The 25,852-nt window shown below is 64.0% G+C and carries 26 protein-coding genes; 11 read left to right on the forward strand and 15 right to left on the reverse strand.

Going from position 1 to position 25,852, the window contains the following annotated elements; genetic code table 11:
• Positions 1–104: 104 nt before the first annotated feature.
• Positions 105–980, forward strand: coding sequence for a DMT family transporter (locus PQV96_RS06385; protein ID WP_273624834.1), 876 nt, complete (start codon positions 105–107; stop codon positions 978–980).
• Complete coding sequence (locus PQV96_RS06390; protein WP_207375188.1) at positions 977–2,074, forward strand: enoyl-CoA hydratase/isomerase family protein; 1,098 nt, start codon at positions 977–979, stop codon at positions 2,072–2,074. The genes PQV96_RS06385 and PQV96_RS06390 overlap by 4 nt, the downstream gene beginning before the upstream one ends.
• A 92-nt stretch (positions 2,075–2,166) precedes the next feature.
• On the opposite strand, the gene smpB is transcribed toward PQV96_RS06390, so the two are convergent.
• The gene (smpB, locus tag PQV96_RS06395) at positions 2,167–2,640 is read right to left on the reverse strand and encodes an SsrA-binding protein SmpB (protein ID WP_044400887.1); all 474 of its coding nucleotides are present in this window, start codon (positions 2,638–2,640) and stop codon (positions 2,167–2,169) included.
• Positions 2,641–2,772: 132 nt separating this feature from the next.
• Here smpB and PQV96_RS06400 point away from each other — a divergent pair, with 132 nt between their 5' ends.
• Complete coding sequence (locus tag PQV96_RS06400; protein WP_207374744.1) at positions 2,773–3,213, forward strand: type II toxin-antitoxin system RatA family toxin; 441 nt, start codon at positions 2,773–2,775, stop codon at positions 3,211–3,213.
• A 46-nt stretch (positions 3,214–3,259) separates the two neighbouring features.
• Positions 3,260–3,601: an RnfH family protein gene (locus PQV96_RS06405; protein ID WP_242638248.1), complete on the forward strand. Its 342-nt coding sequence runs from the start codon at positions 3,260–3,262 to the stop codon at positions 3,599–3,601.
• An 18-nt stretch (positions 3,602–3,619) separates the two neighbouring features.
• On the opposite strand, the gene PQV96_RS06410 is transcribed toward PQV96_RS06405, so the two are convergent.
• On the reverse strand, positions 3,620–4,144 hold the full coding sequence (locus PQV96_RS06410) for a DUF4124 domain-containing protein (RefSeq protein ID WP_207374742.1): 525 nt from the start codon (positions 4,142–4,144) through the stop codon (positions 3,620–3,622).
• A gap of 149 nt (positions 4,145–4,293) precedes the next feature.
• Between PQV96_RS06410 and guaB the strand changes: the two genes are divergently transcribed.
• Together guaB and guaA are read left to right on the forward strand one after the other, a co-directional pair.
• Positions 4,294–5,769: an IMP dehydrogenase gene (gene guaB, locus PQV96_RS06415; protein ID WP_207374741.1), complete on the forward strand. Its 1,476-nt coding sequence runs from the start codon at positions 4,294–4,296 to the stop codon at positions 5,767–5,769.
• Positions 5,770–5,859: 90 nt separating this feature from the next.
• Positions 5,860–7,503, forward strand: coding sequence for a glutamine-hydrolyzing GMP synthase (guaA, locus tag PQV96_RS06420; RefSeq protein WP_207374740.1), 1,644 nt, complete (start codon positions 5,860–5,862; stop codon positions 7,501–7,503).
• A gap of 123 nt (positions 7,504–7,626) precedes the next feature.
• Here the strand turns inward: guaA and PQV96_RS06425 are convergent, their stop codons facing one another.
• The gene (locus tag PQV96_RS06425; RefSeq protein WP_142081288.1) at positions 7,627–8,037 is read right to left on the reverse strand and encodes a hypothetical protein; all 411 of its coding nucleotides are present in this window, start codon (positions 8,035–8,037) and stop codon (positions 7,627–7,629) included.
• Between the two features lie 114 nt (positions 8,038–8,151).
• Here PQV96_RS06425 and PQV96_RS06430 point away from each other — a divergent pair, with 114 nt between their 5' ends.
• Positions 8,152–9,222: a DUF6352 family protein gene (locus PQV96_RS06430; protein WP_273624835.1), complete on the forward strand. Its 1,071-nt coding sequence runs from the start codon at positions 8,152–8,154 to the stop codon at positions 9,220–9,222.
• Positions 9,223–9,323: 101 nt separating this feature from the next.
• Here PQV96_RS06430 and putA read toward each other — a convergent pair whose 3' ends face one another.
• Positions 9,324–13,070 (reverse strand): trifunctional transcriptional regulator/proline dehydrogenase/L-glutamate gamma-semialdehyde dehydrogenase, encoded by a 3,747-nt coding sequence (gene putA, locus PQV96_RS06435; RefSeq protein WP_273624836.1) that lies wholly within the window; start codon positions 13,068–13,070, stop codon positions 9,324–9,326.
• Between the two features lie 131 nt (positions 13,071–13,201).
• Between putA and PQV96_RS06440 the strand changes: the two genes are divergently transcribed.
• The 3 genes from PQV96_RS06440 to rlmD all read left to right on the forward strand — a co-directional run bounded on the left by PQV96_RS06440 (position 13,202) and on the right by rlmD (position 15,563).
• On the forward strand, positions 13,202–13,672 hold the full coding sequence (locus PQV96_RS06440) for an Lrp/AsnC ligand binding domain-containing protein (protein ID WP_066698484.1): 471 nt from the start codon (positions 13,202–13,204) through the stop codon (positions 13,670–13,672).
• Positions 13,673–13,763: 91 nt separating this feature from the next.
• Positions 13,764–14,072, forward strand: a complete 309-nt coding sequence (locus PQV96_RS06445) for a hypothetical protein (RefSeq protein WP_066698486.1) — start codon at positions 13,764–13,766, stop codon at positions 14,070–14,072.
• Positions 14,073–14,102: 30 nt separating this feature from the next.
• Positions 14,103–15,563: a 23S rRNA (uracil(1939)-C(5))-methyltransferase RlmD gene (rlmD, locus tag PQV96_RS06450; RefSeq protein WP_273624837.1), complete on the forward strand. Its 1,461-nt coding sequence runs from the start codon at positions 14,103–14,105 to the stop codon at positions 15,561–15,563.
• Positions 15,564–15,629: 66 nt separating this feature from the next.
• Here the strand turns inward: rlmD and PQV96_RS06455 are convergent, their stop codons facing one another.
• Entirely contained in the window at positions 15,630–15,977 is a 348-nt protein-coding gene (locus PQV96_RS06455) for a hypothetical protein (RefSeq protein WP_273624838.1), read from the reverse strand.
• 270 nt (positions 15,978–16,247) lie between these two features.
• Here PQV96_RS06455 and PQV96_RS06460 point away from each other — a divergent pair, with 270 nt between their 5' ends.
• Entirely contained in the window at positions 16,248–16,655 is a 408-nt protein-coding gene (locus PQV96_RS06460; RefSeq protein WP_044400933.1) for a GlcG/HbpS family heme-binding protein, read from the forward strand.
• A 59-nt stretch (positions 16,656–16,714) separates the two neighbouring features.
• On the opposite strand, the gene PQV96_RS06465 is transcribed toward PQV96_RS06460, so the two are convergent.
• The 10 genes from PQV96_RS06465 to PQV96_RS06510 form a co-directional block, all read right to left on the reverse strand.
• The gene (locus PQV96_RS06465) at positions 16,715–18,025 is read right to left on the reverse strand and encodes an IS4 family transposase (RefSeq protein ID WP_273623574.1); all 1,311 of its coding nucleotides are present in this window, start codon (positions 18,023–18,025) and stop codon (positions 16,715–16,717) included.
• Positions 18,026–18,240: 215 nt separating this feature from the next.
• Positions 18,241–18,453: a hemin uptake protein HemP gene (gene hemP, locus PQV96_RS06470; RefSeq protein ID WP_273624839.1), complete on the reverse strand. Its 213-nt coding sequence runs from the start codon at positions 18,451–18,453 to the stop codon at positions 18,241–18,243.
• A gap of 172 nt (positions 18,454–18,625) precedes the next feature.
• On the reverse strand, positions 18,626–18,790 hold the full coding sequence (locus PQV96_RS06475) for a hypothetical protein (protein ID WP_156445240.1): 165 nt from the start codon (positions 18,788–18,790) through the stop codon (positions 18,626–18,628).
• Positions 18,791–19,031: 241 nt separating this feature from the next.
• Entirely contained in the window at positions 19,032–19,442 is a 411-nt protein-coding gene (locus PQV96_RS06480; protein ID WP_044403076.1) for an ExbD/TolR family protein, read from the reverse strand.
• Positions 19,443–19,445: 3 nt separating this feature from the next.
• Positions 19,446–20,165: a MotA/TolQ/ExbB proton channel family protein gene (locus PQV96_RS06485; protein ID WP_066787654.1), complete on the reverse strand. Its 720-nt coding sequence runs from the start codon at positions 20,163–20,165 to the stop codon at positions 19,446–19,448.
• A 25-nt stretch (positions 20,166–20,190) separates the two neighbouring features.
• Positions 20,191–20,892, reverse strand: a complete 702-nt coding sequence (locus tag PQV96_RS06490) for an energy transducer TonB (RefSeq protein WP_273624840.1) — start codon at positions 20,890–20,892, stop codon at positions 20,191–20,193.
• 97 nt (positions 20,893–20,989) lie between these two features.
• On the reverse strand, positions 20,990–21,262 hold the full coding sequence (locus PQV96_RS06495) for a (2Fe-2S)-binding protein (protein WP_082758652.1): 273 nt from the start codon (positions 21,260–21,262) through the stop codon (positions 20,990–20,992).
• A gap of 150 nt (positions 21,263–21,412) precedes the next feature.
• A complete protein-coding gene (locus PQV96_RS06500) occupies positions 21,413–22,528 on the reverse strand; it encodes an alpha-hydroxy acid oxidase (RefSeq protein ID WP_273624841.1) in 1,116 nt (371 codons plus the stop codon).
• A 385-nt stretch (positions 22,529–22,913) separates the two neighbouring features.
• A complete protein-coding gene (locus PQV96_RS06505; RefSeq protein ID WP_273624842.1) occupies positions 22,914–23,603 on the reverse strand; it encodes a Fe2+-dependent dioxygenase in 690 nt (229 codons plus the stop codon).
• A 36-nt stretch (positions 23,604–23,639) separates the two neighbouring features.
• Positions 23,640–25,772 (reverse strand): TonB-dependent receptor, encoded by a 2,133-nt coding sequence (locus tag PQV96_RS06510; RefSeq protein ID WP_420482204.1) that lies wholly within the window; start codon positions 25,770–25,772, stop codon positions 23,640–23,642.
• Between the last annotated feature and the right edge of the window lie 80 nt (positions 25,773–25,852).

Raw genomic sequence — 25,852 nt, forward strand, 5'->3', positions numbered from 1 at the left:
CGTGCCGAGCCCACCAGCCCGGCGCGCAGGTCGATCGATGAAAGGGCCCAGCGATGCTGTGGCCCTTTTTTTCCGTCCGTTGGTAGTTCTGACACAGCCGTTCCATGCTCAAACTCACACACACCCGCGCGGTGTTCCTGATGGTGGTGGTGACCTTGCTCTGGTCGATTGCGGGGTTGGTCACGCGCCACCTGGAGCAGGCTCGCAGTTTTGAAGTCACTTTCTGGCGCAGTTTCTTCACCTTGCTGAGTCTGCTGGTCATGCTGCCCGCCATCCAGGGGCGGGGGGTGTTTGGCACCATTCGTCGCGGTGGCGCAGCGCTGTGGCTGTCAGGCCTGTGTTGGGCGACGATGTTCACCGCCTTCATGGTGGCCCTGACGTTGATGCCCGTGGCCAACGTGCTGGTCACCATGGCCGTGGGGCCGCTGCTGACGGCACTTTTTGCTCGGATCTTCATCGGCCACCGCATTGCGCTGCGCACCTGGGTGGCGATTGGGCTGGCCGGGCTGGGTATTGGCTGGATGTACGGCTCGCAAATGGCGGGTCTGCCACTGTCTGGCACCTTGGTGGCCCTGTGCGTACCCGTAGCTGCTGCTGCCAACTGGACGGTGGTGCAGCACTCTCAGCGCCATGGCCATGCGGTGGATCTGGTCCCTGCCGTGCTGGTGGGGGCTGTGGTGTCGGTGATAGTGACATTGCCGCTGGCCTTGCCGCTGCAAGCCACCGCACATGATTTATTCTTGCTGGCTTTGCTGGGGGTGTTCCAGTTGGCCATACCTTGCGTTTTGGCCGTGCGCTGTGGGCGCGTGCTCAAGGCTCCCGAGATGGCACTGCTGGGCTTGCTGGAGGTGATCTTTGGCATTCTCTTGGCATGGTTTGGGGCCGGAGAGCGCCCAGCCTCTGCCGTATTGGCCGGTGGGGCACTGGTGATCGGTGCCCTGGTTTTCAATGAAATGTTGGGTTGGAAGGAACAAAAATGACGGAGACAGTGGTGGCTGCTGAGGTGTTGAGTGAAGTGCGTGGTCAGGTGGGTTTCATCACCTTGAACCGGCCCCGGGCGCTGAATGCGCTTTCTTTGGGCATGGTGCGTGACCTGATGGCGACCTTGCTTGCCTGGCAAGCCAATGACCGGGTGCTGGCCGTGGCCATTCGCGGCAGCAATAAGGAAGGCCCCTTTGGCGCGTTTTGCGCAGGCGGTGACATCCGCTTTCTGCACCAGGCGGGCAGCCAGGGCAACCCTCTGATCGAAGACTTCTTCACGGAAGAGTACGCACTCAACCACCTGATCCACAACTACACCAAGCCCTACATCGCCTTCATGGATGGCATCGTGATGGGGGGCGGCATGGGTATCAGCCAGGGCGCGGCCCTGCGCGTGGTGACTGAGCGCACCAAAATGGCCATGCCCGAAACCGCCATTGGCCTGTTCCCCGATGTGGGCGGTGGCTACTTCCTGAGTCGTTGCCCTGGCAGCGTGGGTGAGTGGCTGGCCCTGACGGGCGACACCATTGGCGCGGGCGATGCCATCGAGAACCAGTTGGCCGACGGCTGCCTGCCTTCAGACCAGCAAGCCGCTGTGTGGGATGCCCTGGGCAGCCAGCACTTTGCAGATGGACAAGCCATTCGCGCCTTTGTTGCTTCAAAGTTTGTAGCTGCCAGCGCTCACCACACAAGCGCTAGAGCCGATATTGACCAATATTTTTCGCTGCCTACCGTGGGCGATATCGTGCGCGCCCTGGAGTCCGCCGATACCGACTGGGCGCGTGCCACAGCGGCCACGCTGCGCAAGCGCTCGCCCCTCATGCTGCACGTGGTGCTGGAGCAAATCCGCCGTGCGCGCCACATGGGCCTGGCCGATGATTTGCGCATGGAGCGCGACATGGTGCGCCACTGCTTCTTACTGCGCCCTGGCCAGAGTGAGACGGTGGAAGGCATCCGCGCCCTAGCGGTCGACAAAGACCATGCCCCGAAATGGAACCCCAGCCGCATCGAGGACGTGACGCCCGAGATGGTTGCGCCGTTCTTTGCCAGCCCCTGGCCTGTGCACGCCCATCCATTGGCCGCGTTGAAGTGAGCCTGCCGCACGCAGGTGCGCGCAAGAGACAAAAAAGCCGCTGATGAAGCGGCTTTTTTGCGGGGTGGCAGTTGCTGCTGGTGCCGTGATGGTCAGCGGTTACGGCTCTTCATGGCGCGTTCCACCTCGCGCTTGCCTTCGCGGTCCTTGATGGTGTCGCGCTTGTCGTGTTCGGCCTTGCCCTTGGCCAGTGCAATTTCGCATTTCACAAAGCCATTTTTCCAGTGCAGATTCAGGGGCACCAGGGTGTAGCCCTTTTGCTCCACTTTGCCAATCAGGCGCTTGATCTCGTCCTTCTTGAGCAGCAGTTTCTTGGTACGGGCTGACTCGGGGTTGACGTGGGTGGACGCGGTTTTGAGTGGGTGGATCAGGCAGCCCAGCAGGTACAACTCGCCATCGCGGATCAGAACATAGCCATCGGTCAGTTGTACCTTGCCTTCCCGCAGCGCCTTGACCTCCCAGCCGTGCAGCACCATGCCTGCCTCGTGGCGTTCTTCGAAGAAATAATTGAAAGCCGCTTTCTTGTTGTCAGCAATGCGGGACGAGGGATCGGGTTTTTTGGCCATGAGGAATTAGATAAGACGCAAACCGGAAGATAAAAGGCCTCCCTACAATTGTCGCTGTCTCGCAGCCGCGATTCTAATTTCTCTGGCCCCCACATCTGCCCGCCCTGCCACCGGGCGCCGGGCCCCGTCTGCATGAAAACCGTTCAAAAGTCTGTCCTCATCTGGTACTCGCCCAAAGAAATGTTTGATTTGGTCACGGCCGTGGAGCGTTATCCCGAATTTCTTCCCTGGTGTGACCGTGCCCAGGTGCTGGAGCGCAGCGAAGCGGGGATGACTGCGGAAGTGGGTATTGCGCTGGGCGGCATTCGCCAGACCTTCGTCACCCGAAATGTTCACGAAGCCGGTGAGCGGGTGCAAATGCACCTCGTCAAAGGTCCGTTTTCCAAGCTGGAGGGGGACTGGCGCTTTTTGCCTGTGGGTGACGGCACCCAGCGGGCGTGCAAGGTGGAACTGCAATTGAACTACGGCTTCAGCAGCGCCGCATTGGCAGCCTTGGTGGGCCCGGTGTTTGACCGCATTGCGGCCACCATGGTGGATGCGTTCGTCAAGCGCGCAGAGCAGGTGTATGGCTGAGCAGAGGGTGGAAGCTGCCGGCCACGATCTGACAGAGGATCACGCCTTGCAGGCTCCTTTGACCGTGATCGTGGTGGTGTGCCTGGCCCCGCGGCAAATCCAGCAGTGGGAGTTCCAGTTGCCGCCAGGGTCTACCGTGGCAGACGCGCTGCAGGCTTGCCCCAGCGGCTCCGCCTGGCGCCAAGTGAGCAAGGGAACGGCTCTGTGTGGGATCTGGGGGCGTGTGGTGGAGAAAACCACGGTGCTGCAACATCAGGACCGGGTGGAGGTATACCGCGCCCTGAAGGTAGACCCCAAAGTGGCCCGGCGTGAACGTTTTGCCAAACAGGGCGCGCGCACCACCGGGCTGTTTGCCAGCAAGCGCCCGGGAGCCAAGGCCGGTTACTGAGCCCTGGCTGCCTTGGCCTCAGCGAGTGCAGTCTGAGGCGATGATGTCGTTGGTGCGCTTGATTTCTGCGTTGCGGCTGGCTTCGTCCATGATGACTCGCTCGCCCTGTGCATTGGTTTGCTTCATCAAAACGCCGGATTCCAGCGTTGCCTTGGCCTGGCGCGCCCGGGTGCAGTTCTCGGCCTTGGCACGCGCTACCTTTTCTTCTTCCGCCTTTTTCTTGGCGGCTTCGGCAGCTTCAGCGGCGGCCTTTTTCTCTTCCAGTTCCTTGTCTTTGCCAGCCGCTACAGGCTTGGCGGCTGGTTTGGATGCGGCCGCTGCGGGCGTTGCGTTCTCGGTGCTGCTGGCTTCTGGCGTGGTAGCAGGGCGAGCCACCGGTGCACCGCCGGGCTGCTTCAGGATGCTGTTGGCGGGAACTTCGGCTGGCGGGGGGCGGTCGCTGAACACCTTGCGGCCGTCCTTGTCGATCCACTGCCACTGAGCAGCAGCGCCCAGGGCCCATGTGCAGGCCACGGCCAGCAGGAGAAGCTTGTGCATTTTCATGCGGACAAGTTTAGCGGTGAGGGCGGTGAGCTGTCACAGCATTCGCACTTGGTTACAGATGGGCGGAGGGTTGGGCTCCTCAGCCGGTTGTATCGCCGCCAACAGCGCATGGGGCAGTGCGGGTACAATCCTTTTTTTGGAGCTTTCTCATGCGCCTTCTTGGAAAAGCGCTCACCTTCGACGATGTGTTGCTGGTGCCAGCGTACTCCCAGGTCCTGCCCAAGGACACGTCCCTCGCGACGAAACTCTCCCGCAACATCCAGTTGAACCTGCCGCTCGTGTCCGCCGCTATGGACACTGTGACGGAAGCACGCCTGGCCATCGCCATCGCTCAAGAGGGCGGCATCGGCATCGTGCACAAAAACCTCACCCCGCAGGAGCAAGCAGCGCACGTGGCCAAGGTCAAGCGCTATGAATCCGGCGTGCTGCGTGATCCCGTGGTGATCACGCCAGAGCATACGGTTCTGCAAGTGCTTCAGTTGTCTGAGCAGCTGGGCATCTCGGGATTCCCCGTATGCGACGGCGGCAAGGTGGTTGGCATCGTCACTGGCCGTGACCTGCGTTTTGAGACACGCTACGACGTCAAGGTCCACCAGATCATGACGCCGCGCGAGAAGCTCATCACCGTCAACGAAAAAGACGGCGTCACGCCTGAACAAGCCAAGGCGCTGCTCAACAAGCACAAGCTGGAGCGCATCCTGGTCATCAACGATGCGTTCGAGCTCAAGGGCTTGATCACGGTGAAGGACATCACCAAGCAAACCAGCTTTCCCAATGCAGCGCGTGATGCGTCTGGCCGTCTGCGCGTGGGCGCTGCGGTGGGCGTGGGCGAGGGTACTGAAGAGCGTGTGGAAGCTCTGGTGCGCGCCGGTGTGGATGCCATCGTGGTGGACACAGCCCACGGCCACAGCAAGGGCGTGATCGAGCGTGTGCGCTGGGTCAAGCAAAACTACCCGCAAGTTGATGTGATCGGCGGCAACATCGCCACTGGCGCGGCTGCGCTGGCCTTGGTGGAAGCTGGTGCCGACGCCGTGAAGGTCGGTATCGGTCCTGGCTCGATCTGCACCACGCGTATCGTGGCCGGTGTGGGTGTGCCCCAAATCATGGCCATCGACAACGTGGCTACTGCCCTCAAGGGCACGGGTGTGCCACTGATCGCTGACGGCGGTATTCGCTACAGCGGCGACATTGCCAAGGCTTTGGCGGCAGGCGCCAGCACCATCATGATGGGCGGCATGTTCGCGGGTACTGAAGAAGCACCCGGCGAAGTGATCCTGTTCCAGGGCCGCAGCTACAAGAGCTACCGTGGCATGGGCTCGATCGGCGCCATGCAGCAGGGCAGCGCCGACCGCTACTTCCAGGAGTCGAGCACCGGCAACCCCAACGCCGACAAGCTGGTGCCCGAAGGCATTGAAGGCCGCGTGCCGTACAAGGGCTCGATGGTTTCCATCGTGTTCCAGATGGCTGGCGGCGTTCGCGCAGCCATGGGCTACTGCGGTTGCGCCACGATCGAAGAGATGAACAACAAGGCAGAGTTCGTCGAGATCACCACCGCTGGTATCCGTGAAAGCCACGTCCATGACGTGCAGATCACCAAGGAAGCACCTAACTACCGCGCGGACTGATTCTTCCGCAACCACAGGCCCGAACCCATCTCCCAGGTGTTCGGGCCTTTGTCTTTTCTTAAGCCCTCAAGCACCTTTCTGTCGCCCGCCATGCAACACCAGAAAATCCTCATCCTCGACTTCGGCTCGCAAGTCACGCAACTCATCGCCCGCCGCGTGCGCGAGGCCCATGTGTACTGCGAAGTGCACCCTTGCGATGTGACCGACGAGTGGATTCGCGAATACGCGAAGGACGGCTTGCTGAAGGGCGTGATCCTCTCTGGCAGCCACGCCAGCGTGTACGAGGTGGACGACAAGGCGCCCGCCGCCGTGTTCGAACTGGGCATCCCCGTGCTGGGCATTTGCTACGGCATGCAGACCATGGCCAACCAACTGGGCGGCAAGGTCGAAGGCTCCAACACCCGCGAGTTTGGCTATGCCGAAGTGCGTGCGCATGGCCACACCGAACTGCTCAAGGGCATTGAAGACTTTGCCACGCCTGAAGGCCACGGCATGCTCAAGGTGTGGATGAGCCACGGCGACAAGGTCACCGAGCTGCCCCCAGGCTTCAAGGTGATGTGCTCCACGCCGTCCTGCCCCATCGCAGGCATGGCCGACGAAAGCCGCCACTATTACGCCGTGCAGTTCCATCCCGAAGTGACGCACACCGTGCAAGGCCGTGCCTTGCTGGAGCGCTTTGTGCTGGGCATCTGCGGCACACGCGCCGACTGGATCATGCGCGACCATATCGAAGAAGCGGTGCAAAAGATTCGCGAACAGGTGGGCGACGAGGAGGTGATTCTCGGCCTGTCGGGTGGGGTGGATTCTTCCGTGGCTGCCGCGTTGATCCACCGCGCCATTGGCGACCAGCTCACCTGCGTGTTTGTCGATCACGGCTTGCTGCGCCTGAACGAAGGCGACATGGTTATGGACATGTTCGAAGGCAAGCTGCACGCCAAGGTGATCCGCGTGGACGCCAGCGATTTGTTCCTGGGCAAGCTGGCAGGCGTGAGCGAACCTGAGCAAAAGCGCAAGATCATCGGTGGCCTGTTTGTCGATGTGTTCAAGGCCGAGGCCGCCAAGCTCAAGGCGGGCACCGGCGGCCACAAGGGAGAGGAAGGCAATCGCGCCGTCAAAGGCGCGACGTTCCTGGCCCAGGGCACCATCTACCCCGATGTGATTGAAAGCGGCGGTGCCAAGAGCAAGAAGGCAGTCACCATCAAGAGCCACCACAACGTGGGTGGCCTGCCTGAGCAGTTGGGCCTTAAGTTGCTTGAACCTCTGCGCGACCTGTTCAAGGACGAAGTGCGCGAACTGGGCGTGGCCCTGGGCCTGCCGCACGAGATGGTCTACCGCCACCCGTTCCCTGGCCCTGGCCTGGGTGTGCGTATCTTGGGTGAGGTGAAAAAAGAATACGCAGACCTGCTGCGCCGTGCCGACGCGATCTTCATCGAAGAGCTGCGCAACTTCAAGGACGAAGCGACAGGCAAGACCTGGTATGACCTGACCAGCCAGGCCTTCACCGTGTTTCTGCCCGTCAAGAGCGTGGGGGTGATGGGCGATGGCCGCACCTACGATTACGTTGTCGCCCTGCGCGCCGTGCAGACCAGCGACTTCATGACCGCCGACTGGGCTGAACTGCCTTATGCGCTGCTCAAGAAGGTGTCAGGCCGCATCATCAACGAAGTGCGCGGCATCAACCGCGTGACGTATGACGTGAGCAGCAAGCCGCCAGCGACGATCGAGTGGGAATGATCGACACGCAGCTCAGATCCACCGACTGAGCTTCGATGCACAAGCAAAAAGGCCTTGAAGTCATTCAAGGCCTTTTTGTTTCAGGGACTTCGCTCTAGGGTGCGGCTACAGGGCCGCCGGCGGCTACTGTCCGCCAAACAGCCCGCCTTCGTCCAGCAATTCGTAGCTGATCTCGGGCCGTCGCTCCAGCGCTTGGCGGATGGCGGCGGGGATGGACTGGCGGGTTTTGCGGCACAGGCCGCGTTGTTCGTGGACCAGGATGGTGATGCCGCGCAGCGTGCGCACTTCATTGGGCCCGGGGGCGATGGTGAGGCGGATGCCGAGTTGCTGCTCCATGCGGTCTTGCAGGCGGCGCAGGTCGGCCAGGCTGGTGATCTGCTCCAGCCGCTGCAGCAGGCGCTTTTCTTCCTCGCGGGTGAGCAGCAGCACCCGGGCATCGGCCTGGGGGTCTTGCAGCAGGGCGTCGCGGTCGCATACGCAGGCGCCGGGCGGGCATTCGGTGCGGATGGGCAGCGTGGGGGGCGGCGCGTTCATGGTGCGGTGATTGTGCCGTTGGCCTTGCAATTGCGCATGGCTTTGAGGGAAAGCTCGGGTGCCGCGGGGTGGGTGTTGTAGCCTCGGAGGTTTTGATTTTCGGGGATCGCTTTCGTGACGCCACACAACGATTTTTGGCCAGGCAGCCACTTTTCGCTCTTGCAACGCGATGCGCGGGGCTGGCTGGTGCCTACCGAGGCGTACGTGCGCACCCTGCTGGCACGGCCTGAACTGGCGCTGGTGCCGGAGTCCTGCGCTGCAGAAATCGCCTTGCACGAGGGGCTGGTGGCCGCACCCCTGGCACCTGTGCAGCGCGAGCAATTGGCGGCAGTGCAGGATGACGATGCGCGTGAGAACTACGCGGTGTTTCTGCGCTTTCGCGACGGCCTTCTGGCTGGGGGCACGTTGGAGGCCTATTACCTGCGGCTGATGCGCAGCGGCACGGTAGATGTGCCTGCCGTGTTCATCGATGCGGTGGTGCAGGCCTTGCTGCGCAATGTGCTGGACGCCAGCAACGACGCGCTGGAAGCCCGCGCGGCCGAGATGCTGTTTCGCCCGCAGCGCATCACCCTGCAAGAGGGCCAGATGCTGGCGGGTGACCGCGATGCCCTCGACCTGCTGCACGAAACCGCAGGCCTGGGTGAAGTAGGGCGCCTGCTGCGCCAAGGCGGTGTGCTGCAACCCACCGCGCAGGTGCAGGTGCTCACGCCCGACAACGCTGCTACTTATTGGGCCGAGAGCGAGCGCCACCACTTTCTGCTGGACCTGACCCACGAGCTGACGCAGGACCTGAGCCATGGCCTCACCCTCAAGCTGACCCGCGCCCGCTCGGGCCTGAAGGCCCTGGCGCGGGTGCTGGAACGCTGGGTGTTGCACATGCTGGGCGTACAGGTGCAGATTGAGCCAGTGCACCAGATCAACGACAGCGCCTGGCGCTGGCATGTGGGGCTGGACGTGGAGTCCACCGCCATCTTGAACGACCTGTACCAGGACCGGCCGGTGGAGGCAGAGCGCATGGCAAGACTGGTCAGCCTGTTCACACTGACCTTTGCCAACCCCGCAGAGATGCGTGCGGATGTCGCAGGAAAGCCTGTGTACCTGGGGCTGGCCACCAATGCCGAGGGGCTGGTACGCATCAAGCCACAGAACCTGCTGCTGAACTTGCCGTTGGCTACCGTGTCCTGAATTGCTATTGAATCAATAGCTGCCAGCGCTTTTCTAATAAGCGCTAGCGGCCATTTTGATTAAAAACCGCCGCAGCGCATGCGTAGCAGTGCGGCGGGTGCTCAGCCCAGCGTCATCAGGCTGGCGTTACCGCCCGCAGCGGCGGTGTTCACGCTCAAGGCGCGCTCAATCAGCAGGCGCTCCAGCGGAATGTCCACCGCGCCGGGCTGCATGGCCGTCACGCCCACGATGGGGCCGGGGCGCTGGGCCAGGGCGGTGCACACGGCCTGCAGGGCGTTGCCGTCGCCATGGTGCAGCACTGCGTCCAGCGCCACGGTCGCATCGATGAGGGCGTTGTCTTGCAGCACCACCTGGGCTTGCGCGGCGGTGGGCAGCTGGTTGCGCAGGCTGGCCTGTGCGGTGGGCCACAGCGCCTTGCCGCCACTGGCCAGCACGGCGGCTGTTTGCACCAGCAGGTCGCTGACAGACGTTGCCATGCACAGCACATGGGCGCGCGGGGCCAGGGTGTACACATTGCGCTCGCCCGTGGGGCCGGGCAGGGTGCGGGAGGTGCCGCTTTGCGTTTCTTGCGCAAAGCGCTGGCAGGTGCTGGCCAGTGCCGCGTTGCCCTGGCTTTGCGCCCATTGCTGCAGGGCCGACAAGGCGGGCAACTGGCGGTTGCGGGCCGCAGCCTCGGGCGGCGTGGCGCGGTCTGCGTCGGCAAAGGTGCGCGCCAGCGCATCGGCGGGGCGCTGCGACAGCAGCCGCAGCAGGTACAGCGGCCCGCCGGCTTTGGGGCCAGTGCCCGACAGGCCTTCGCCGCCAAACGGCTGCACGCCCACCACAGCGCCCACCATGTTGCGGTTCACGTACACGTTACCGGCATGGGCGCGGTCCACCACGCGGGCAATGGTTTCGTCGATGCGGGTGTGCACGCCCTGGGTCAGGCCGTAGCCGGTGGCGTTGATCTCGTCCAGCAACTGGTCCAGATTCTTGCGGGCGTAGCGCACCAGGTGCAGCACGGGGCCGAAGACTTCGCGCTGCAGCTCGCCGATGTGGTTCAGTTCGATCAGCGTGGGCGGCACAAAGGTGCCAGGTGCGCTGCGGGCCGCCAGGTGGCTGGGGTGCTGGTACACGCGGTGGCCTTGGGCTTTGAACTTTTCGATGTGCTGGACGATGCTGGTTTGCGCTTCGGCGTCGATGACGGGGCCCACGTCCACGCGCAGTTCGGCGGTGTTGCCCACGCGCAGTTCGCCCATGGCACCTTGCAGCATCTCGACCACGCGGTCGGCGGCTTCTTCCTGCACGCACAGCACGCGCAGGGCCGAGCAGCGCTGGCCTGCGCTGTCAAAGGCGGACGACACGGCATCGCCCACCACCTGCTCGGCCAGGGCGGAGGAGTCCACGATCATCGCGTTCTGCCCACCCGTTTCGGCAATCAGCGGGATGGGGCGGCCTGCGGCGTCCAGGCGCCCGGCCACGGTGCGCTGCAGGATGCGGGCGACTTCGGTGGAGCCGGTGAACATCACGCCCATCACGCGCTCATCGCCAATCAGGCGTGCGCCCACGGTTTCGCCCTGGCCGGGTAGCAGCTGCACGGCTGCGCGGGGCACACCGGCCTGCCACAGCAGGCGCACGGCTTCGGCGGCGATCAGCGGGGTTTGTTCGGCGGGCTTGGCCAGCACGGGGTTGCCTGCGGCCAGTGCGGCAGCGACCTGGCCCATGAAAATGGCGAGCGGGAAGTTCCAGGGGCTGATGCAGGCCACCGGGCCCAGCGGGATGTGGGTGGCGTTGTCAAAGGTGCTTTGCACCTGCGCGGCGTAGTAGCGCAAGAAGTCCACGGCTTCACGAACCTCGGCCACGGCGTTGCTGGCGCTCTTGCCCGCTTCGCGCATCAGCAGGCCCAGCAGGGGCTGCATGCGCTCTTCCAGCAGGTCGGCGGTGCGCAGCAAGGCTGCGGCGCGTTCGGCGGGTGGCGTGGCGGCCCAGGGGGCTGCGGTGGCCTGGGCGTGGGCCAGGGCCTGGTCTACGTCGGCGGTGGTGGCTTCTTGCACCTGGCCCACCACGTCGTGGTGATCAGCGGGGTTGCGCACGGGCTGGGTGGTGCCTGCGGGCACGTCAGTGGCCAGCAGGGGCGCTGCCGTCCAGGTGTGGCTTGCCGTGGCTTGCAGGGTGGCGGCCAGCTCGGTCAGCGTGTTTTCGTTCGACAAATCCAGCCCGCGTGAGTTGCTGCGGTGGGCGCCATACAGCGCCGCTGGCAGGGGGATGCGCGGGTGGGGCAGGCCGGCGGTGCCTTCCTTGGCTGCCTGCTCATCCACCACCTGCACGGGGCTCTTCACCAGCTCATCCAGCGCAATGGTTTCGTCGGCAATGCGGTTCACGAACGAGGTGTTGGCGCCGTTTTCCAGCAGGCGGCGCACCAGGTAGGCCAGCAGGGTTTCGTGCGTGCCCACGGGGGCGTAGATGCGGCAGGGGCGGCCCAGCTTGCCAGCCGTGATGGCGCCCACCACCTGTTCATAAAGCGGCTCGCCCATGCCGTGCAGGCACTGGAACTCGTATTGCCCGGCGTAGTAGTTGCTGCCCGCCAGGTGGTAGATGGTGGCCAGCGTTTCTGCATTGTGCGTGGCGAACTGGGGGTATACAGCCTCGGGCGCGGCCAGCAGCTTCTTGGCGCAGGCGATGTACGAAATGTCGGTGTGCACCTTGCGGGTGTAGACGGGGTAGTCCTCCAGACCATCGACCTGGGCGCGCTTGATTTCGCTGTCCCAGTACGCGCCCTTCACCAGGCGCACCATCAGGCGGCGCTGGGTGCGGCGGGCCAAATCCACCACGTAGTCGATGACGAAGGGGCAGCGCTTTTGGTAGGCCTGGATGACGAAGCCAATGCCGTTCCAGCCGGCCAGCGTGGGCTCGTGGCACAGGCGCTCCAGCAGGTCCAGCGACAGTTCCAGCCGGTCGGTCTCTTCCGCGTCGATGTTCAGGCCAATGTCGTATTGCTTGGCCAGCACCGTCAGGCGCAACACCAGCGGGTACAGCTCGTCCATCACGCGTTCGAACTGTGCGCGGCTGTAGCGCGGGTGCAGGGCCGAGAGCTTGATGGAGATGCCAGGCCCTTCGTAAATGCCGCGCCCGGCAGAGGCTTTGCCAATCGCGTGGATGGCTTGCTCGTACGACGCGTAGTAGCGCTTGGCATCTTCGCTGGTCAGCGCTGCCTCGCCCAGCATGTCGTACGAATAGCGAAAGCCCTCGGCTTCCATCGTGCGGGCGTTGTGCAGGGCTTCGTCAATGGTCTCACCCGTCACGAATTGCTCGCCCATCATGCGCATGGCCATGTCCACGCCCTTGCGGATCAGGGGCTCGCCACCCTTGCCGATCAGACGGCTGAGCGAGTTACCCAGGCTGCTTTCGCTGTGCGTGGCCACCAGCTTGCCGGTGATGAGCAGGCCCCAGGTGGCGGCGTTGACGAACAGCGAGGGGCTCTTGCCCAGGTGCGAATCCCACTGGCCGTTGCTGATCTTGTCGCGGATGAGCGCGTCGCGCGTGGCCTTGTCGGGAATGCGCAGCAGCGCCTCGGCCAGGCACATCAGCGCCACGCCTTCTTGGGATGACAGTGAAAACTCTTGCAGCAAGCCCTGCACCAGGCCAGCCCGGCCGGCGCTGGCCTTGCGCTCGCGCAGCGACTTGGCAATGCGCAGCGCCAGTTGTTGCGACGCCGTGGCCAGCTCTTGCGGCAGGCGGGCCTGTGCCAGCAGCGGTGCCAGGGCCTCGGGCTCGGGGCGGCGGTAGGCGGCGGTGATGGGCGCGCGCAGCGGGTTGGTGAGCGGGGTGCGGGGCGCGAACTGGGCGAACGGAGCGGAGGGTTGCGTCATGGCGATGCCTTGGGTGGAAGGTGGGTGCCAAACAGGGTTTGGCGCAATGAAAGCGATGATCCCCGGACTTGAGCCGAATGAATATTCAAAGAATGCGATATCGTTTGAATAATTCACTAAAAACAGGTTCTATGGAAAATAATCTGGACCGCATCGACCGAAAAATCTTGTCAATCCTGCAAGAAGACGGGCGCATCGCCAATCTGAAGCTGGCCGAGGCCGTGGCGTTATCGCCCACCGCCGTGCTGGCGCGGGTGCAGCGCCTCACGCGCGAAGGCTACATCCTGGGCTATGAGGCGCGCCTCAATCCCATGAAGCTGGGCGCGGGCATGCTGGTGTTTGTGGAGGTGCTGCTGGACCGCACCACGCTCAACGTGTTTGACCAGTTCAAGGCGGCCGTGCAGGTACACCCCGAGATCATGGAATGCCACCTGGTGGCGGGTGGCTTTGACTACCTGCTCAAGACCCGTGCCGCCGACATGAACGCCTACCGGGTGTTTGCAGGCAACGTGCTGTGGCAACTGCCCGGCGTGCGTGAAACCCGCACCTATGCGGTGATGGAAGAGGTCAAGCACAGCAACCATCTGCATCTGCATGTGTGAGGCTGGCAGCTGTCCCATGGGGGTGGAGCCGCCGAGGACGCCGCCGCATAATGCAGCCACAAATTTTGAACTGATACCCGAGGAGAGGAATATGCCCGCATTGCCCCATGTCGCAGCCGTTGCCGCTCTGGCCGCCGCCCTGTTCAGCCCCGTGGCGTCTGCTGCCTGCTACCAAATCTATGCGCCCGATGGTGAATTGATCTACCGCTCCACCGAGCCACCGGTAGACATGTCGTACCCCCTGCACCAGACGCTGCCCAAGGTTGCCCCTGGTGGCAAGTTGATCTTCTCGCTCGACTTGCACGGCTGTGAACTCACCATCAACAAGCTGTCCGTGCGTGCGGGCAAGCCTGCGTCCGTTCCCCTGCCAGTCCAAGACCGCCGCGCCGACCGCGGCTGAACCAGGTCGCGAGCCTGAGACAATCGGGGGATGAGCGAACAGACCGAACCACTCTCCCCACCCCTTCAAGACACCGCAGACCAGCCCGATCTTCCCGAGGGCTGGCTTGCCGTCCAGTCCATGGACCTGGATGCCCAGGGCGTGGCCCGCAAGCCCGACGGTAAGGTGGTCTTCATTGATGGTGCCCTGCCGTTCGAGTGGGTCAGCGCCAACACCCACCGCAAAAAGAACAACTGGGAACAGGCCAGCCTGACGCACATCCACCGCGAGTCCTCCCAGCGCGTGCGCCCCGGCTGCCCGCACTTTGGCCTGCACGGTGGCGCCTGCGGCGGCTGCAAGATGCAGCACCTGGACACGCGCGCCCAGGTGGCCGTCAAGCAGCGGGCGCTGGAGGACAACCTCTGGCACCTGGGCAAGGTGAAGGCCGAAACCATCCTGCGCCCGATCGAGGGCCCCGCCTGGGGCTACCGCTACCGCGCTCGCCTGGCCGTGCGCCATGTCATCAAAAAGGGCGCGGTGCTGGTGGGCTTTCACGAGCGCAAGAGCCGCTACGTGGCCGACATGGAAGTCTGCCCCGTGCTGCCGCCCCACGTCAGCGCCATGCTGATGCCGCTGCGCAAGCTGGTGGCCGACATGGATGCGCGCGACACCTGCCCGCAAATTGAGCTGGCCTGCGGCGACCACGTCACGGCCCTGGTGCTGCGCCACCTGGAGCCCTTGTCGGCCGAAGACATTGCCCGCCTGCGCGCCTTTGCCGCGCAGCACAACGTGCAATGGTGGCTGCAGCCCAAGGGGCCCGACACCGTCAAGTTGCTGGACGAAGGCGGCGAGACACTGTCGTACGCGTTGCCCGACTTCGGCATTACCATGCCGTTCAAGCCCACCGATTTCACGCAGGTGAACCCGCATATCAACCGCGTGCTGGTGTCGCGCGCCCTGCGCTTGCTGGACGTGCAAAAGCACGAACGGGTGATCGACTGGTTCTGCGGCCTGGGCAACTTCACGCTGCCCCTGGCCACCCAGGCGCGCGAGGTGCTGGGCATTGAAGGCAGTGAGGCTCTGGTGGCCCGCTCGCGTGAAAATTACAAGTCAAATCAGGCTCAAAGGCAGGATGGAAAAGCGCTGGCAGCTACTGATTTTGTAGCGCGTAACCTGTTTGAGATGACGCCAGAGATGCTGATTGCCGACGGCACCGCCGACAAGTGGCTGGTAGACCCACCGCGCGAAGGCGCCTTTGCCCTGGCCAAGGCCCTGGCAGACATCGAACAGGCCCGCATTGGCGCTGAGGGCGCTGGCCCGTCGCCCGCAGGGGCCGAAGGCTGGACGCCGCCCAAGCGCATTGTGTACGTGAGCTGCAACCCCGCCACGCTGGCGCGCGATGCGGGCCTGCTGGTGCATCTGGCGGGATACCGCTGCGTGGCCGCAGGCATGGTCAACATGTTCCCGCACACCGCGCACGTCGAAAGCATGGCGGTGTTTGAGCGGGCCTGAGCAGGCCCGGTAAACGCAGCGGCCGGCCCCAAGCCGGCTGCGCCGCTGTGAGGCGGCTTTGGAGGATCAGCCCGGGTTGCGGGCGCCAGAGGCTTGCGTACTCTTCTTCTCGGGTTTTTCGTTGCGGTCAATGACCGATGGGGCGCCTTCGAGCTTGTTCTCGCGCATGTAGGCGTCCATCTCCTTCCAGCCCGCAAACACTGCAGCCTTTGATGCCTTGGGATTCAGGGTGTAGCAGTCTTCCAGCCCGCGCAGGGCATGGCGGCAGGCGCCGCCGATGGCTTTGGATTCTTCTTCCCGCTGCGCAATGCGGGGGTCAGGCCAGATGCCTGGAATTTCACAGCCAGTCAGCACCACCACCGCCATGGCGGCAACAAGCAAACGCGAAGGGAGGACGCGGAGGTATGGAAACATCTTGTCTCATTATCGGCACGCTGGGCCCAAACCTTGAGAGTACCCTGCGCCGCAGTCAACATAGTCGTTGAGTGCCGTGGCCGCGGCGTACCGTTATTTCGCAGGGGCGCTGCGTGAAGGGGGCAAGGGATGTGAGGGATGCGCGGGATTCCCTCACTGCAGGGATGAACTCTTTCACCCCAGCTGGTCATCGCCAACGCCGCCGCGGGCGCTATGCTCCGGGAGCGTTGGCAGCGGATTGATCCCGTGGCCCGCCTCAAAGGACATTCCATGAAAACCAAATTTGAACTCGAACTCGCCGATGTCAAGCGCATCGCCGCCGCTGCGGAAGCCGAAGCGCTTAAGAACCAATGGGCCGTGACCATTGCCATCGTGGACGATGGCGGCCACCTGCTGTGGTTGCAGCGCCTGGATGGGGCTCCCGCCATTTCCTCGCACATTGCGCCCGCCAAGGCGCACACGGCCGCCCTGGGCCGCCGTGAGAGCAAGGTGTATGAAGACGTCATCAACGGCGGCCGCACCTCGTTCCTGAGCGCACCTGCCGTGGCGGGTATGCTCGAAGGCGGTGTGCCTATCCTGAAGGACGGCCAGTGCCTGGGTGCGGTGGGGGTCAGTGGCGTGAAGTCTTCCGAAGACGCGCAGATTGCCCGTGCGGGCATTGCCGCCATCGGCCTGTAAAAGCCCAAGCCGTGCCAGTGGCACGCGCCAACAAAAAACCGGCCGCAGGGCAATGCCAGTCAGTTAAGAGCTGACTGGCATTTTTTCGTTGGGAATTTGGAAGCGCGTTTTTTGACGACCCTTGGGAAGCGGCGCCCAGTGCGGCGTGGCGGCAGCACGAAGTGTCGCGATTGCGCCAACAGGGCTGCCAACTGCTTGGGCAAGGTGCCGGCAGAGTCCAGGCTGGGGACCGCCAGCAAGTTCACGATGGCGTAGCTGGCCGTATGGAAGCTGATGCGCTGGGGCTCGACTTGGACGTGCGCTGCCATCTCGCGCATCCAGCGGCGCAGCAGCGTGTAGGCGATCAGCACGCCCCACAGCTCCTGGCGCACCAGCGCGGGCTGCTTGCTGCGCAGCACCGGCTCACCCTCCTGCAGGGTCTGCTTGATCTCCCGGAACCCCAACTCGATCTCCCAGCGCTGGTGGTAGAGCTCGGCCAGCTCCTGCGCAGGATGCGTGCGGGGACACGGCAAGGATGTGATGAAGCGGCGCAGCCGTCCACCCACGCTCACCTCGATCAGGCGTGCCTGCCAGTGGCTGGGCAGATGCGGGTGTGCCTTGCGCGCTTGTGGGGACACCGGCATGCGGATCAGCGCATCGCCGCACGCCAGTTGCTGGACGATCTCATGGCGCAGATTGTCCCGCGCGCGCATCAACCAGTGGCGCTGCGTACCCGCAGCCTGCCAGTCCAACAGGAACGCGGCCGAGAAGTACGCCCGGTCGAACAGGGTCACCGAGTGATCCTCGCCGCGCAACTGCGCTGCCAGGCTCAATTCGCCGCAGTCCATGGCGCCGAGCTTGGCATCAAGCATCTCGTGGCTGTGTGTGTCCATCAGGCAAGTGGCGCGGATCTGCGGCCAGGGCGAGAGGCCATGCTGGTTGCTGCAGCTGCCCAGTTCGACTCGATTCTCAGGGGTGTCCGGCGCCGACCAGACCACACCATCCACAGCCAGTACGCGCAGTGGCTGGCGCACATTCACCGCAGGACGGCTCCAGGCTTGGGTCAGTAGAGCGAACAGCTCGGCCAGAGGCTCCTCGCCCAGGCGCTGGCGGGCTTGCACGCTGACACTCGGTGCAGGCGGCGCTTGTCCATCCAGGCTCAAATCCAGCTGCTGCACCACCTGCCACAGTGGCCGGTCGCGAAACAGCGCCAGTCCGATCACAAGCCACACGGCATGTTCGGCAGGCAGCTTGCGCCGGCGGATGGAGGCCTTGCCGCTGGTCCCCAGCGCCTGTGCGATCCAGGCAGGGTCTATCAACGCGCTGAGCTGCTCGAGGCGATCAGGTACTCGGGGCAGGGTCTGGCGCAAGGCGTTTGCAAGCAGGCTCATCAAGAAAAAAGGGAACGTGTTGAACACGCTCCCTTTTTACTGGATCAAGCCGCCTGCGGGCTTAACTAACTGGCATTAGGCCGCAGGGCCGGTTTTTTGTTGGGGGAACGAAGATCGCAGGGAAAAAAAGCCTGGCTACGCGGGATTAACCGTTGGCTGGCAAAAACGACCCTTGCGGACTGCTGATGAGTCCGGTAGTCGCCCCACGATGAAACTCATTTGGTCAGGATCAGCTTGCCCAGCTTGGTGGCTTGCAAGCGGTACAGCGAACCGTTGTGGCTGATGGCCACGGCCTTCTGGCCTTGCAGCAGGGTGCTGCTGTCCACCGCCAGCACGGGGCCATCAGCAGTGGGCGAGGGGGCAGAAACCGTGTTGGCGGGGGCCACGGAAGAACGCAAGAACGCGGCGGTGGTCAGGGTGGCTTGCATGTCTGTGTTCCTGAAGCGGTGTAATGCTGTCGATGTGCTAATGATAACGATTCGCAATTACTTTGCAAGCGGTTTCTGAAAAATATTTCCCTGTTCGGGTTGAGATCCGGGATTCAGGCGGTGAGCATGGTGCGGAAGGCGGTAGGGGGCTCGTCCACCAAGGCTGACGCCTTCACCGCTCGCCATCGTTGCGCTGCTTGCCCGTGACTGCGGAGATAAAAACCTCGACCCCCAAGTACAGGAAGTACAAGACGCTTGCCAGTCTTCCCTGGTCAGCGAACAGCAGCCCCAGGCAGACGGCAGCGCAGGTGAGGTGGGCGGCGAGGCGAATCTTCATGCAAGGTCTCCTGACGGTGGGGCTGTGGACCCCTTGGGGTAGGGAGTGCGTGGCTGTGGTGGCCTGAGAGGGGCGTGCCACATTGGGCAAGTGCGGCTGGCGTGCGCAAAGCGCTGAGGGGTGCCGCCGCGATCACTGCACCGCGGCTCCCAACGCAAAAAAAGCCCCGCGCGCGAGGCTCGGGGCTTTCGGGGGCACGGTGCCGTGCCAGAGGCCGGGCGTGACCACCACGATGCCTTGCTTACTGCTGCGGGTCCGTCACAAACCCGATTTTGCGCACGCCCGCACGTTGGGCGGCTGCCATGGCGGTGGCCACCTTTTCATAGCGCACGGCCTTGTCGCCACGGATGTGCAGGTCGGGCTGCGGTTCCTTGGCGGCTTCGGCTTGCAGGCGGGGGAAGAGCTCTTCCTCCGTCACTTCCGATTCATTCCAGTAGTACTTGCCATCGGCCGACACGCTCAGGCGCACGGTTTCGGGCTTCACGTCCTCGGGCTGGTTGGTGGCCCTGGGCAGGTCCACGTTGACCGAGTGTTTCATCACCGGCACGGTGATGATGAAGATGATGAGCAGCACCAACATCACGTCCACCAGGGGCGTCATGTTGATCTCGTTCATCACCTCATCGGAGCTGTCCTGGGTTCCGAACGACATGGCTTAGCTGCCTTTCTTCATGGGCAGCACCTTGCCTTGTTCGCCGCCCGCGTTCACACGAGCGCCCGTCACAAAGTAGGCGTGCAGGTCGTGCGCAAAGCTGTTGAGGCTGCCCAGGATGGACTTGTTGCCGCGCACCAGGGCGTTGTAGCCCAGCACCGCAGGGATGGCCACGGCCAGGCCCAGGGCGGTCATGATGAGTGCCTCGCCAATAGGGCCGGCCACCTTGTCGATGGTGGACTGGCCCGAGGTACCGATGGCCAGCAGCGCGTGGTAGATGCCCCACACGGTGCCGAACAGGCCGATGAACGGAGCGGTGGAGCCCACCGAAGCGAGGATGGCCAGGCCCGATTGCAGGCGGGCGGTGAATTCGTCAATCGTGTTGCGCAGGCAGCGCGTCACCCAGTCGCTCACGTCCAGTGCGTCGTGCAGGTGCGCCTTGGTGTTGCGGTGGTGGGCCGTGGCTTCGCGGCCTTCCAGGGCCAGGTGGCGGAAGGGGTTGGTGGGGTCGGCGCCCAGCTTGGTCATGCCGGCGGCAAAGTCCTCGCTGTGCCAGAAGTCTTGCGCGGCGCGGGCGTGCTTCTTGAACTTGATGATGTCCAGCGCCTTGATCAGGATGACGATCCACGAGGCCAGCGACATGCCCAGCAGCAGCACGGCCACGGCCCGGGTAACAAAGTCGCCTTGAATCCAGACATTGGCGATACCGAATTGCGATTCCATGAAAACTCCCTAAGCGTTGATTGGTTTATTCGAGAACAAAGTTGACGGGGACCAGGTTCCACATGGCTTCGGGAACACCGTTGCGCTTGCCGGGCACAAAGCGCCAGCGCATCACGGCCTCCTGGGCCTGGCGGTCCAGGCGCTCGTAGCCGCTGGACTTGTTGATTTCCACCTTCTGCGGGGCGCCATCGGTGCCGATCAGCACGCGCAGCACCACCTTGCCTTGCTCACCCATGCGCTTGCTGATGGCGGGGTAGCTGGGCTTGGGGTTGTTGAGGTAGGCGGCGTCGCTGGAGGGCAGCTCGATCTTGGGCGGCGCCGGGGGCGCGGGCGGCGCCGCAGGCGCGGGGGCGGCGGCCACGGGCTCGGTGATGGGCGGCGCTGGCGGCTGCGGCGTGGTCACCCCCGTGGGCGCGTTGGGCGCGGGCGTGGGGTCGTTGATGGCCATGGGCATGGGCGCCGGGGTGGGCTTGGGCGCTTGCACCTTCGGCGCTGGCTTGGGCGGTGTGGGCGCGGGTGGCTTGGGCGGCGGGGGGGCTACCTTGGGGGCGGGCGGGGCAATGAACTCGCTGAGCAACTCGGCGGGAACAATCACTTCGGCTGCTTTGCGCACCAGGCCCGACTGCAGGGCCCAGATGGCCGCAACGTGAAACAGCACGACGCTGCCCACGATGACGGTGTTGCGACTCAGGCCCCCGGCAGGGGCAAAACGATCAGGCTGCGACATAAAAATGATAGCTGCCAGCGCTTGCTGCATAAGCGCTAGAGGCCAAAAAGACCTTGTTATTTGCGAAAGATCCACCAGGCGGAGCCCGCCACCAGGATCAAGCTGCCTGCGAGTGTAGAGAGGAGGTCCATGCCTTGCTTTCCGTGATGGAGCTGGCAAGCTGGATCGCCCGTGGCGCGGTGTCATTGTGCACCGCAGCAACCGGATGAGACGCACTGCATTGCGCCACCACATCGCGGGCGCAGCTTTCGCAGCGACCACATTGGGTGGCAACGCCCAGTTCGAACTGGATTTCGTCAAAGCTCAGACCCGCCCGGGCGTGGCGGGCAATTTCTCGGTCCGAAACTCGGCGGCATACACAGACGATCATGGCGGCAAGCTAAGTAGCTGGCTGTTGATAATGAGTGAATTATAAATGCGAATCCATCGCATTTGCAATGCAATTCCTTGTTTTGGTAGGGTTGACATGGCACAAGCCATGTGGAGGGCCCGCGCACCGGGGCAGGGCCCGGTTGCTCGATCAGTCAGCCGACAATGCCGCTGGCGCATCCGCCAGGGTTTTGCAGCCGGTCAGGGTCATGGCCACCTCCAGCTCGTCGCGCAGCAGCCGCAGCACATGGGCCACGCCCGCAGCCCCTGCGTGGGCCAGCCCGTGCACGGCAGGCCTGCCCACCAGCACCGCGCTGGCGCCCAGCGCCATGGCCTTGAGCACATCGGTGCCCCGGCGGATGCCGCCATCCACCAGCACGGGCACGGCGCCCGCCACGGCCTGCGCCACACGGGGCAGGGCCACGGCGGTGGGCGGGGCGGTGTCGAGCGTGCGCCCACCGTGGTTGGAGACGATGACCCCAGCCGCCCCCGCTGCCACGGCCTGTATGGCGTCAGCCGGGTGCAGCACCCCCTTGAGCAGCACGGGCAGGCGGGTGATGGACCGGAGCCAGGCGATGTCGTCCCAGGTGGGGGCCTGGTGCAGCAGGCCATCGAACAGTGCGCTTTGCCCAGGTTGCAGTTGCGGTGCGGGCGCGGGCTGCAGGCCCGCAAGGTTCACCGGGCCGATGCCGGGCGGCAGGCGGAATGCGGCGCGGCGCTCCCGGTCGCGGATGCCGCTGGTGGGGGCGTCTACGGTGAGCACTAGGGCCTCGTAACCTGCGGCTTCCGCGCGCTGCACCAGGGCCTGGGTGAAGCCCCGGTCGTGCTGCAGGTACAGCTGAAACCACAGCGGCCCGCGCCCCGGGTCGCTGAGCACCGCCTGGGCGATGGGCTCCAGCGGCAGGCTGGCCTGGGTGCTGAGCACCAGCCCTGCGCCCAGCGCTGCGGCGGCATAGGCGGTGGCCAGTTCGCCGTCAGGGTGGGCCATGCGCTGAAAGGCAATGGGGGCCAGCAAGATGGGGTGGGCCAGCGTGCGGCCCAGCAGGCTGACGCGGGTGTGCCCGCCCGCCAGGGGACGCAGCACGCGCGGCCACAGGGTCAGGGCGTCCCACGCGCTGCGGTTGGCGCGCAGGGTGATTTCATCGGCCGCCCCGCCGCTGAAGTAGGCCCAGGCGTTGTCGTCCAGTTGCTGGCGCGCGTGCTGTTCGTGGTCGGCCAGGCTCACCACGGTGGGGGGAACCTTTTGCAGGGCGGGGGAATGGGTCATTGCAATGAAAAAAGCACCTGGCGCTTGTCTAGTAAGCGCAAGGTGCTATTAAAAAGAGAGTTTTTCGGGAGCAAGCCATGGGGCGATGCTGCCATGGCACTCAGAACCTGTTCAAGGTCTTTTTGGGGGATCGCATTGGAGTGCAATCGGGATGAGTGGATGCCTTGGATGCGCCGCATGGGCTCGTGCCCACGCAAGCAGCCGGGGCGCCAAAGCTCCAAGTTCATCGGCCCGATTTCACTCCAACCCTTCGGGCAAATGTCTTGCCGGGCGGTCTGCGGCGTTGCGGCGTTTGCCAATAGCCGAGCTATTGGCTGCACACCGCGCCTTGCATCCCATCCCGGCAAGGCACTTGTGCGACCCCAAAAAGATCTTGAACAGGTTCTCACACATCGGCCCACATGCGCAGCAGGTTGTGGTACGTGCCCGACAGGGCAATCACCGCAGGATCAGTTTCGCCCACGCTTTGGCGCAGCTTGAGCAAGGCCATGTCCATGTCAAACAGCAGCTGGCGCTGCTCCAGCCCACGCACCATGCTCTCCACCCAGAAGAAGCTGCAGATGCGGTGCCCGCGTGTGACGGGCGAGACCTGGTGCACGGTGCTGCTGGGGTAGAGGATCAAATCGCCCGCAGGCAGCTTGATGCGCTTTTCGCCCAGGGCCTGGGCGATGACCAGCTCGCCACCGTCGTAGTCTTCGGGCGCCGTCAGAAACAGGGTGCAAGACAAGTCGCTGCGCACCCAGCAGCCATCGGCCTTGGAGTGCATGACGGCGCTGTCTACATGGTTGCCGTAGTAGTTGGCGCTGTCGCCATAGTTATTGAACAGCGGGTTGAAGATGCGCCGTGGCAGGGCCGCTGAAAAAAACAGGGCGCTGCGGTGCACGGCCGCCTTCACCTTGGCCTGCAGCTGGGCAGACAGCTCGCTGGCTTGCGACAGCTGCAGGTTGTTTTTCTGGTGCTGCGCCTGGCCCCCTGCGCTGCGTGCTCCGTCCACCCAGGGGGCGTCCGGGCCAAGGGATTGCTGGAAGAAAGCGATTTCCTCAGCGGTCAGAACGTTCTGGATGTGCAGGAACATGGTGTGCAGGAGGGCAAGGGGCCGTGGCGCAGGGGATCAGAAGCGGGTCTTCAGGGTCAGCTGCACAGAGCGTGCCGCGCCAGGGATGTAGAAGCCGCGGTACAGGCCATCGGCATAGACCTTGTCAAACAGGTTGTTCACGTTGAGCTTGACGGAGGTCTTGTCGTCGATGGCGTACTCGACCATCGCATCCATCACACCGAAACCGCTGGCGTACACGGCGCGCGAGCCCTCGGGGTTTTGCTTGCTGCGGTAGGTGATCCCAGCGCCTGCACGGATCTTGGACGTGATGGCGTAGGTGCTCCACACGCTGCCGCTGTGCTTGGGTGTGAGGCCGGGACGATCGCCCTGCACTTGCGCGCCGCCGCCGTTGGCGGCCAGGGCCACGTTGCTGCGGTCGATCTTGGCGTCAGGAATCCAGGTGTGGTTGAAGAACACTTCCCATTGGGGTGTCAGGCGACCGGCCAGGTTGAATTCCATGCCGGTGGCGTGGCGCTTGCCGGACAGCAACTCTTGCGCGGCAGCCGTGTCGGGGTCGGTGTTGCGCTCGTTGTATTTCTCGCTGTAGAACATGGCCACGCCCAGCAGTGCGCGGCGTTCGAACAGCTCGAACTTGCTGCCAATTTCGATGTTGCGGCTCTTCTCGGGCGGAGTGTTGGCGGCGCGGTTGGTTGTGGCTCCCAAATTGCCGAACTGGTAGGTGTCACCCGAGGTGTTGTACGAGGTGCCGTACGACACGTAGTACGAAGACAGTTCGTCGGGCTGGAAGATCAGGCCGACGCGGGGGCTGACCAGGCTGTCCGAGATCTTGTTGCTGATCGTGCCGGCAGGGTTGCGATAAGACGCACTGAAGTCGTCATAGCGCAGGCCGCCCACCAGCTTGAGGGTGTTGGTGAGCGAGACGGTGTCTTGCGCATACAGTCCCAGGTTGCGCGACGTGAAGGTGTTCCACTGCACGGGAGCGCGGCCATCCACCACCGAGGCGCCGTTGTTGGGCGCGCCAACGATGGTCGTGGGGCGCGGTGTGGTGTTGGCGTAGCTTTGGTTGCGCTTGGCGTCGTCGTCGTAATAGTCCACCCCGGCCAGCACGGCGTGCTTCTTGCCGCCCCAGTTGAAGGTGTTGCTGTAGTCGCTTTGTGCTTGCAGCACATCGCTTTCGCCGATGCGGCCCTTGGAGCCACGGGTCAGCACGGTGCTTTCGTTGATCTGACCCAGGGTGATGCCGCTGTTCTGGAAGCCAATGGTGCTGGCCAGCATGTCGCGCTTGTAGTTGCCCCAGCGCAGGCGGGTGTTCAGCTCGCCGTTGTCGTCAAAGCGGTGGATATGGCCCAGCGTGATGTACTTGGATTCGGTGTTGTTGTAGTCGCTTTCCAGCCCGTAGAAATTGCGCGCGGGCAGCGTGGTGTTGATCTTGCCGTCAGACGACAGGCGCCAGGGGTGGTTGTAGATCGGGCGGCCTTCGGTGGTCAGGTAGTAAGCGCCGATGGAGAACTCGTCGCGCGTGCCGATGCCCCAGGCAAAGCTGGGCGCAATGCCGCGCTTGTCTTGCTTGGCACCAAAGTTGTCGGACTCCTGCACCATGGCGTTCAGGCGGAAGGCCGCGTTTTCGCCGGTAATGAAGTTGAAGTCACCCGTGATGCGGTGCGTGTTGCCCGTGCCGTAGGTGTACGAGGCTTCGTGCTGGTCGATCAGCAGGGGAGACTTGCTCACCTGGTTGACCACGCCGCCGGTCGAGCCCTTGCCAAACAGCATAGAGGCCGAGCCCTTGAGCACTTCCACGCGGTCGTTGTTGAACGTATCGCGCTCCAGCAGCGGGGCATCCTTCATGCCGTCGTTGTAGATATCACCGGCCTGGCCCAGCGAGAAGCCGCGCAGACGCACGTCTTCCTCACCCGTTTCGCCTGCGAGGAAGGTCACGCCAGCGGTGGTGCGCAGCACTTCGCGGAAGTCGTCCTGGTTGCGGTCATTCATCAGCTTTTCAGTGAACACCGTGACCGACTGCGGAATGTCCTTGATCTCTTGCTTGCCCTTGCCCACGGTGGTCTGCTTGATCAGCAGGGTGTCTTTGCCCTGTGGGGCGGCCTGCTCCTTCACCGTCACGGCGGGCAGCGTGGCTTCGGGTGTGGTGCCGGTCTGCGCCCAGCTGCCAACCGAGGCGGCCAGCATCATGGCGCCCAGGGGCAGCAAGACTTTGTCGGACTGGGGGGTGGAAGAGGGGGTCGATTGCAGCATGCTGCTGCCGCGCGGTG

Origin of the sequence: Acidovorax temperans (assembly GCF_028596105.1) — a bacterium.
Taxonomy (GTDB): Bacteria; Pseudomonadota; Gammaproteobacteria; order Burkholderiales; family Burkholderiaceae_C; genus Acidovorax; species Acidovorax temperans.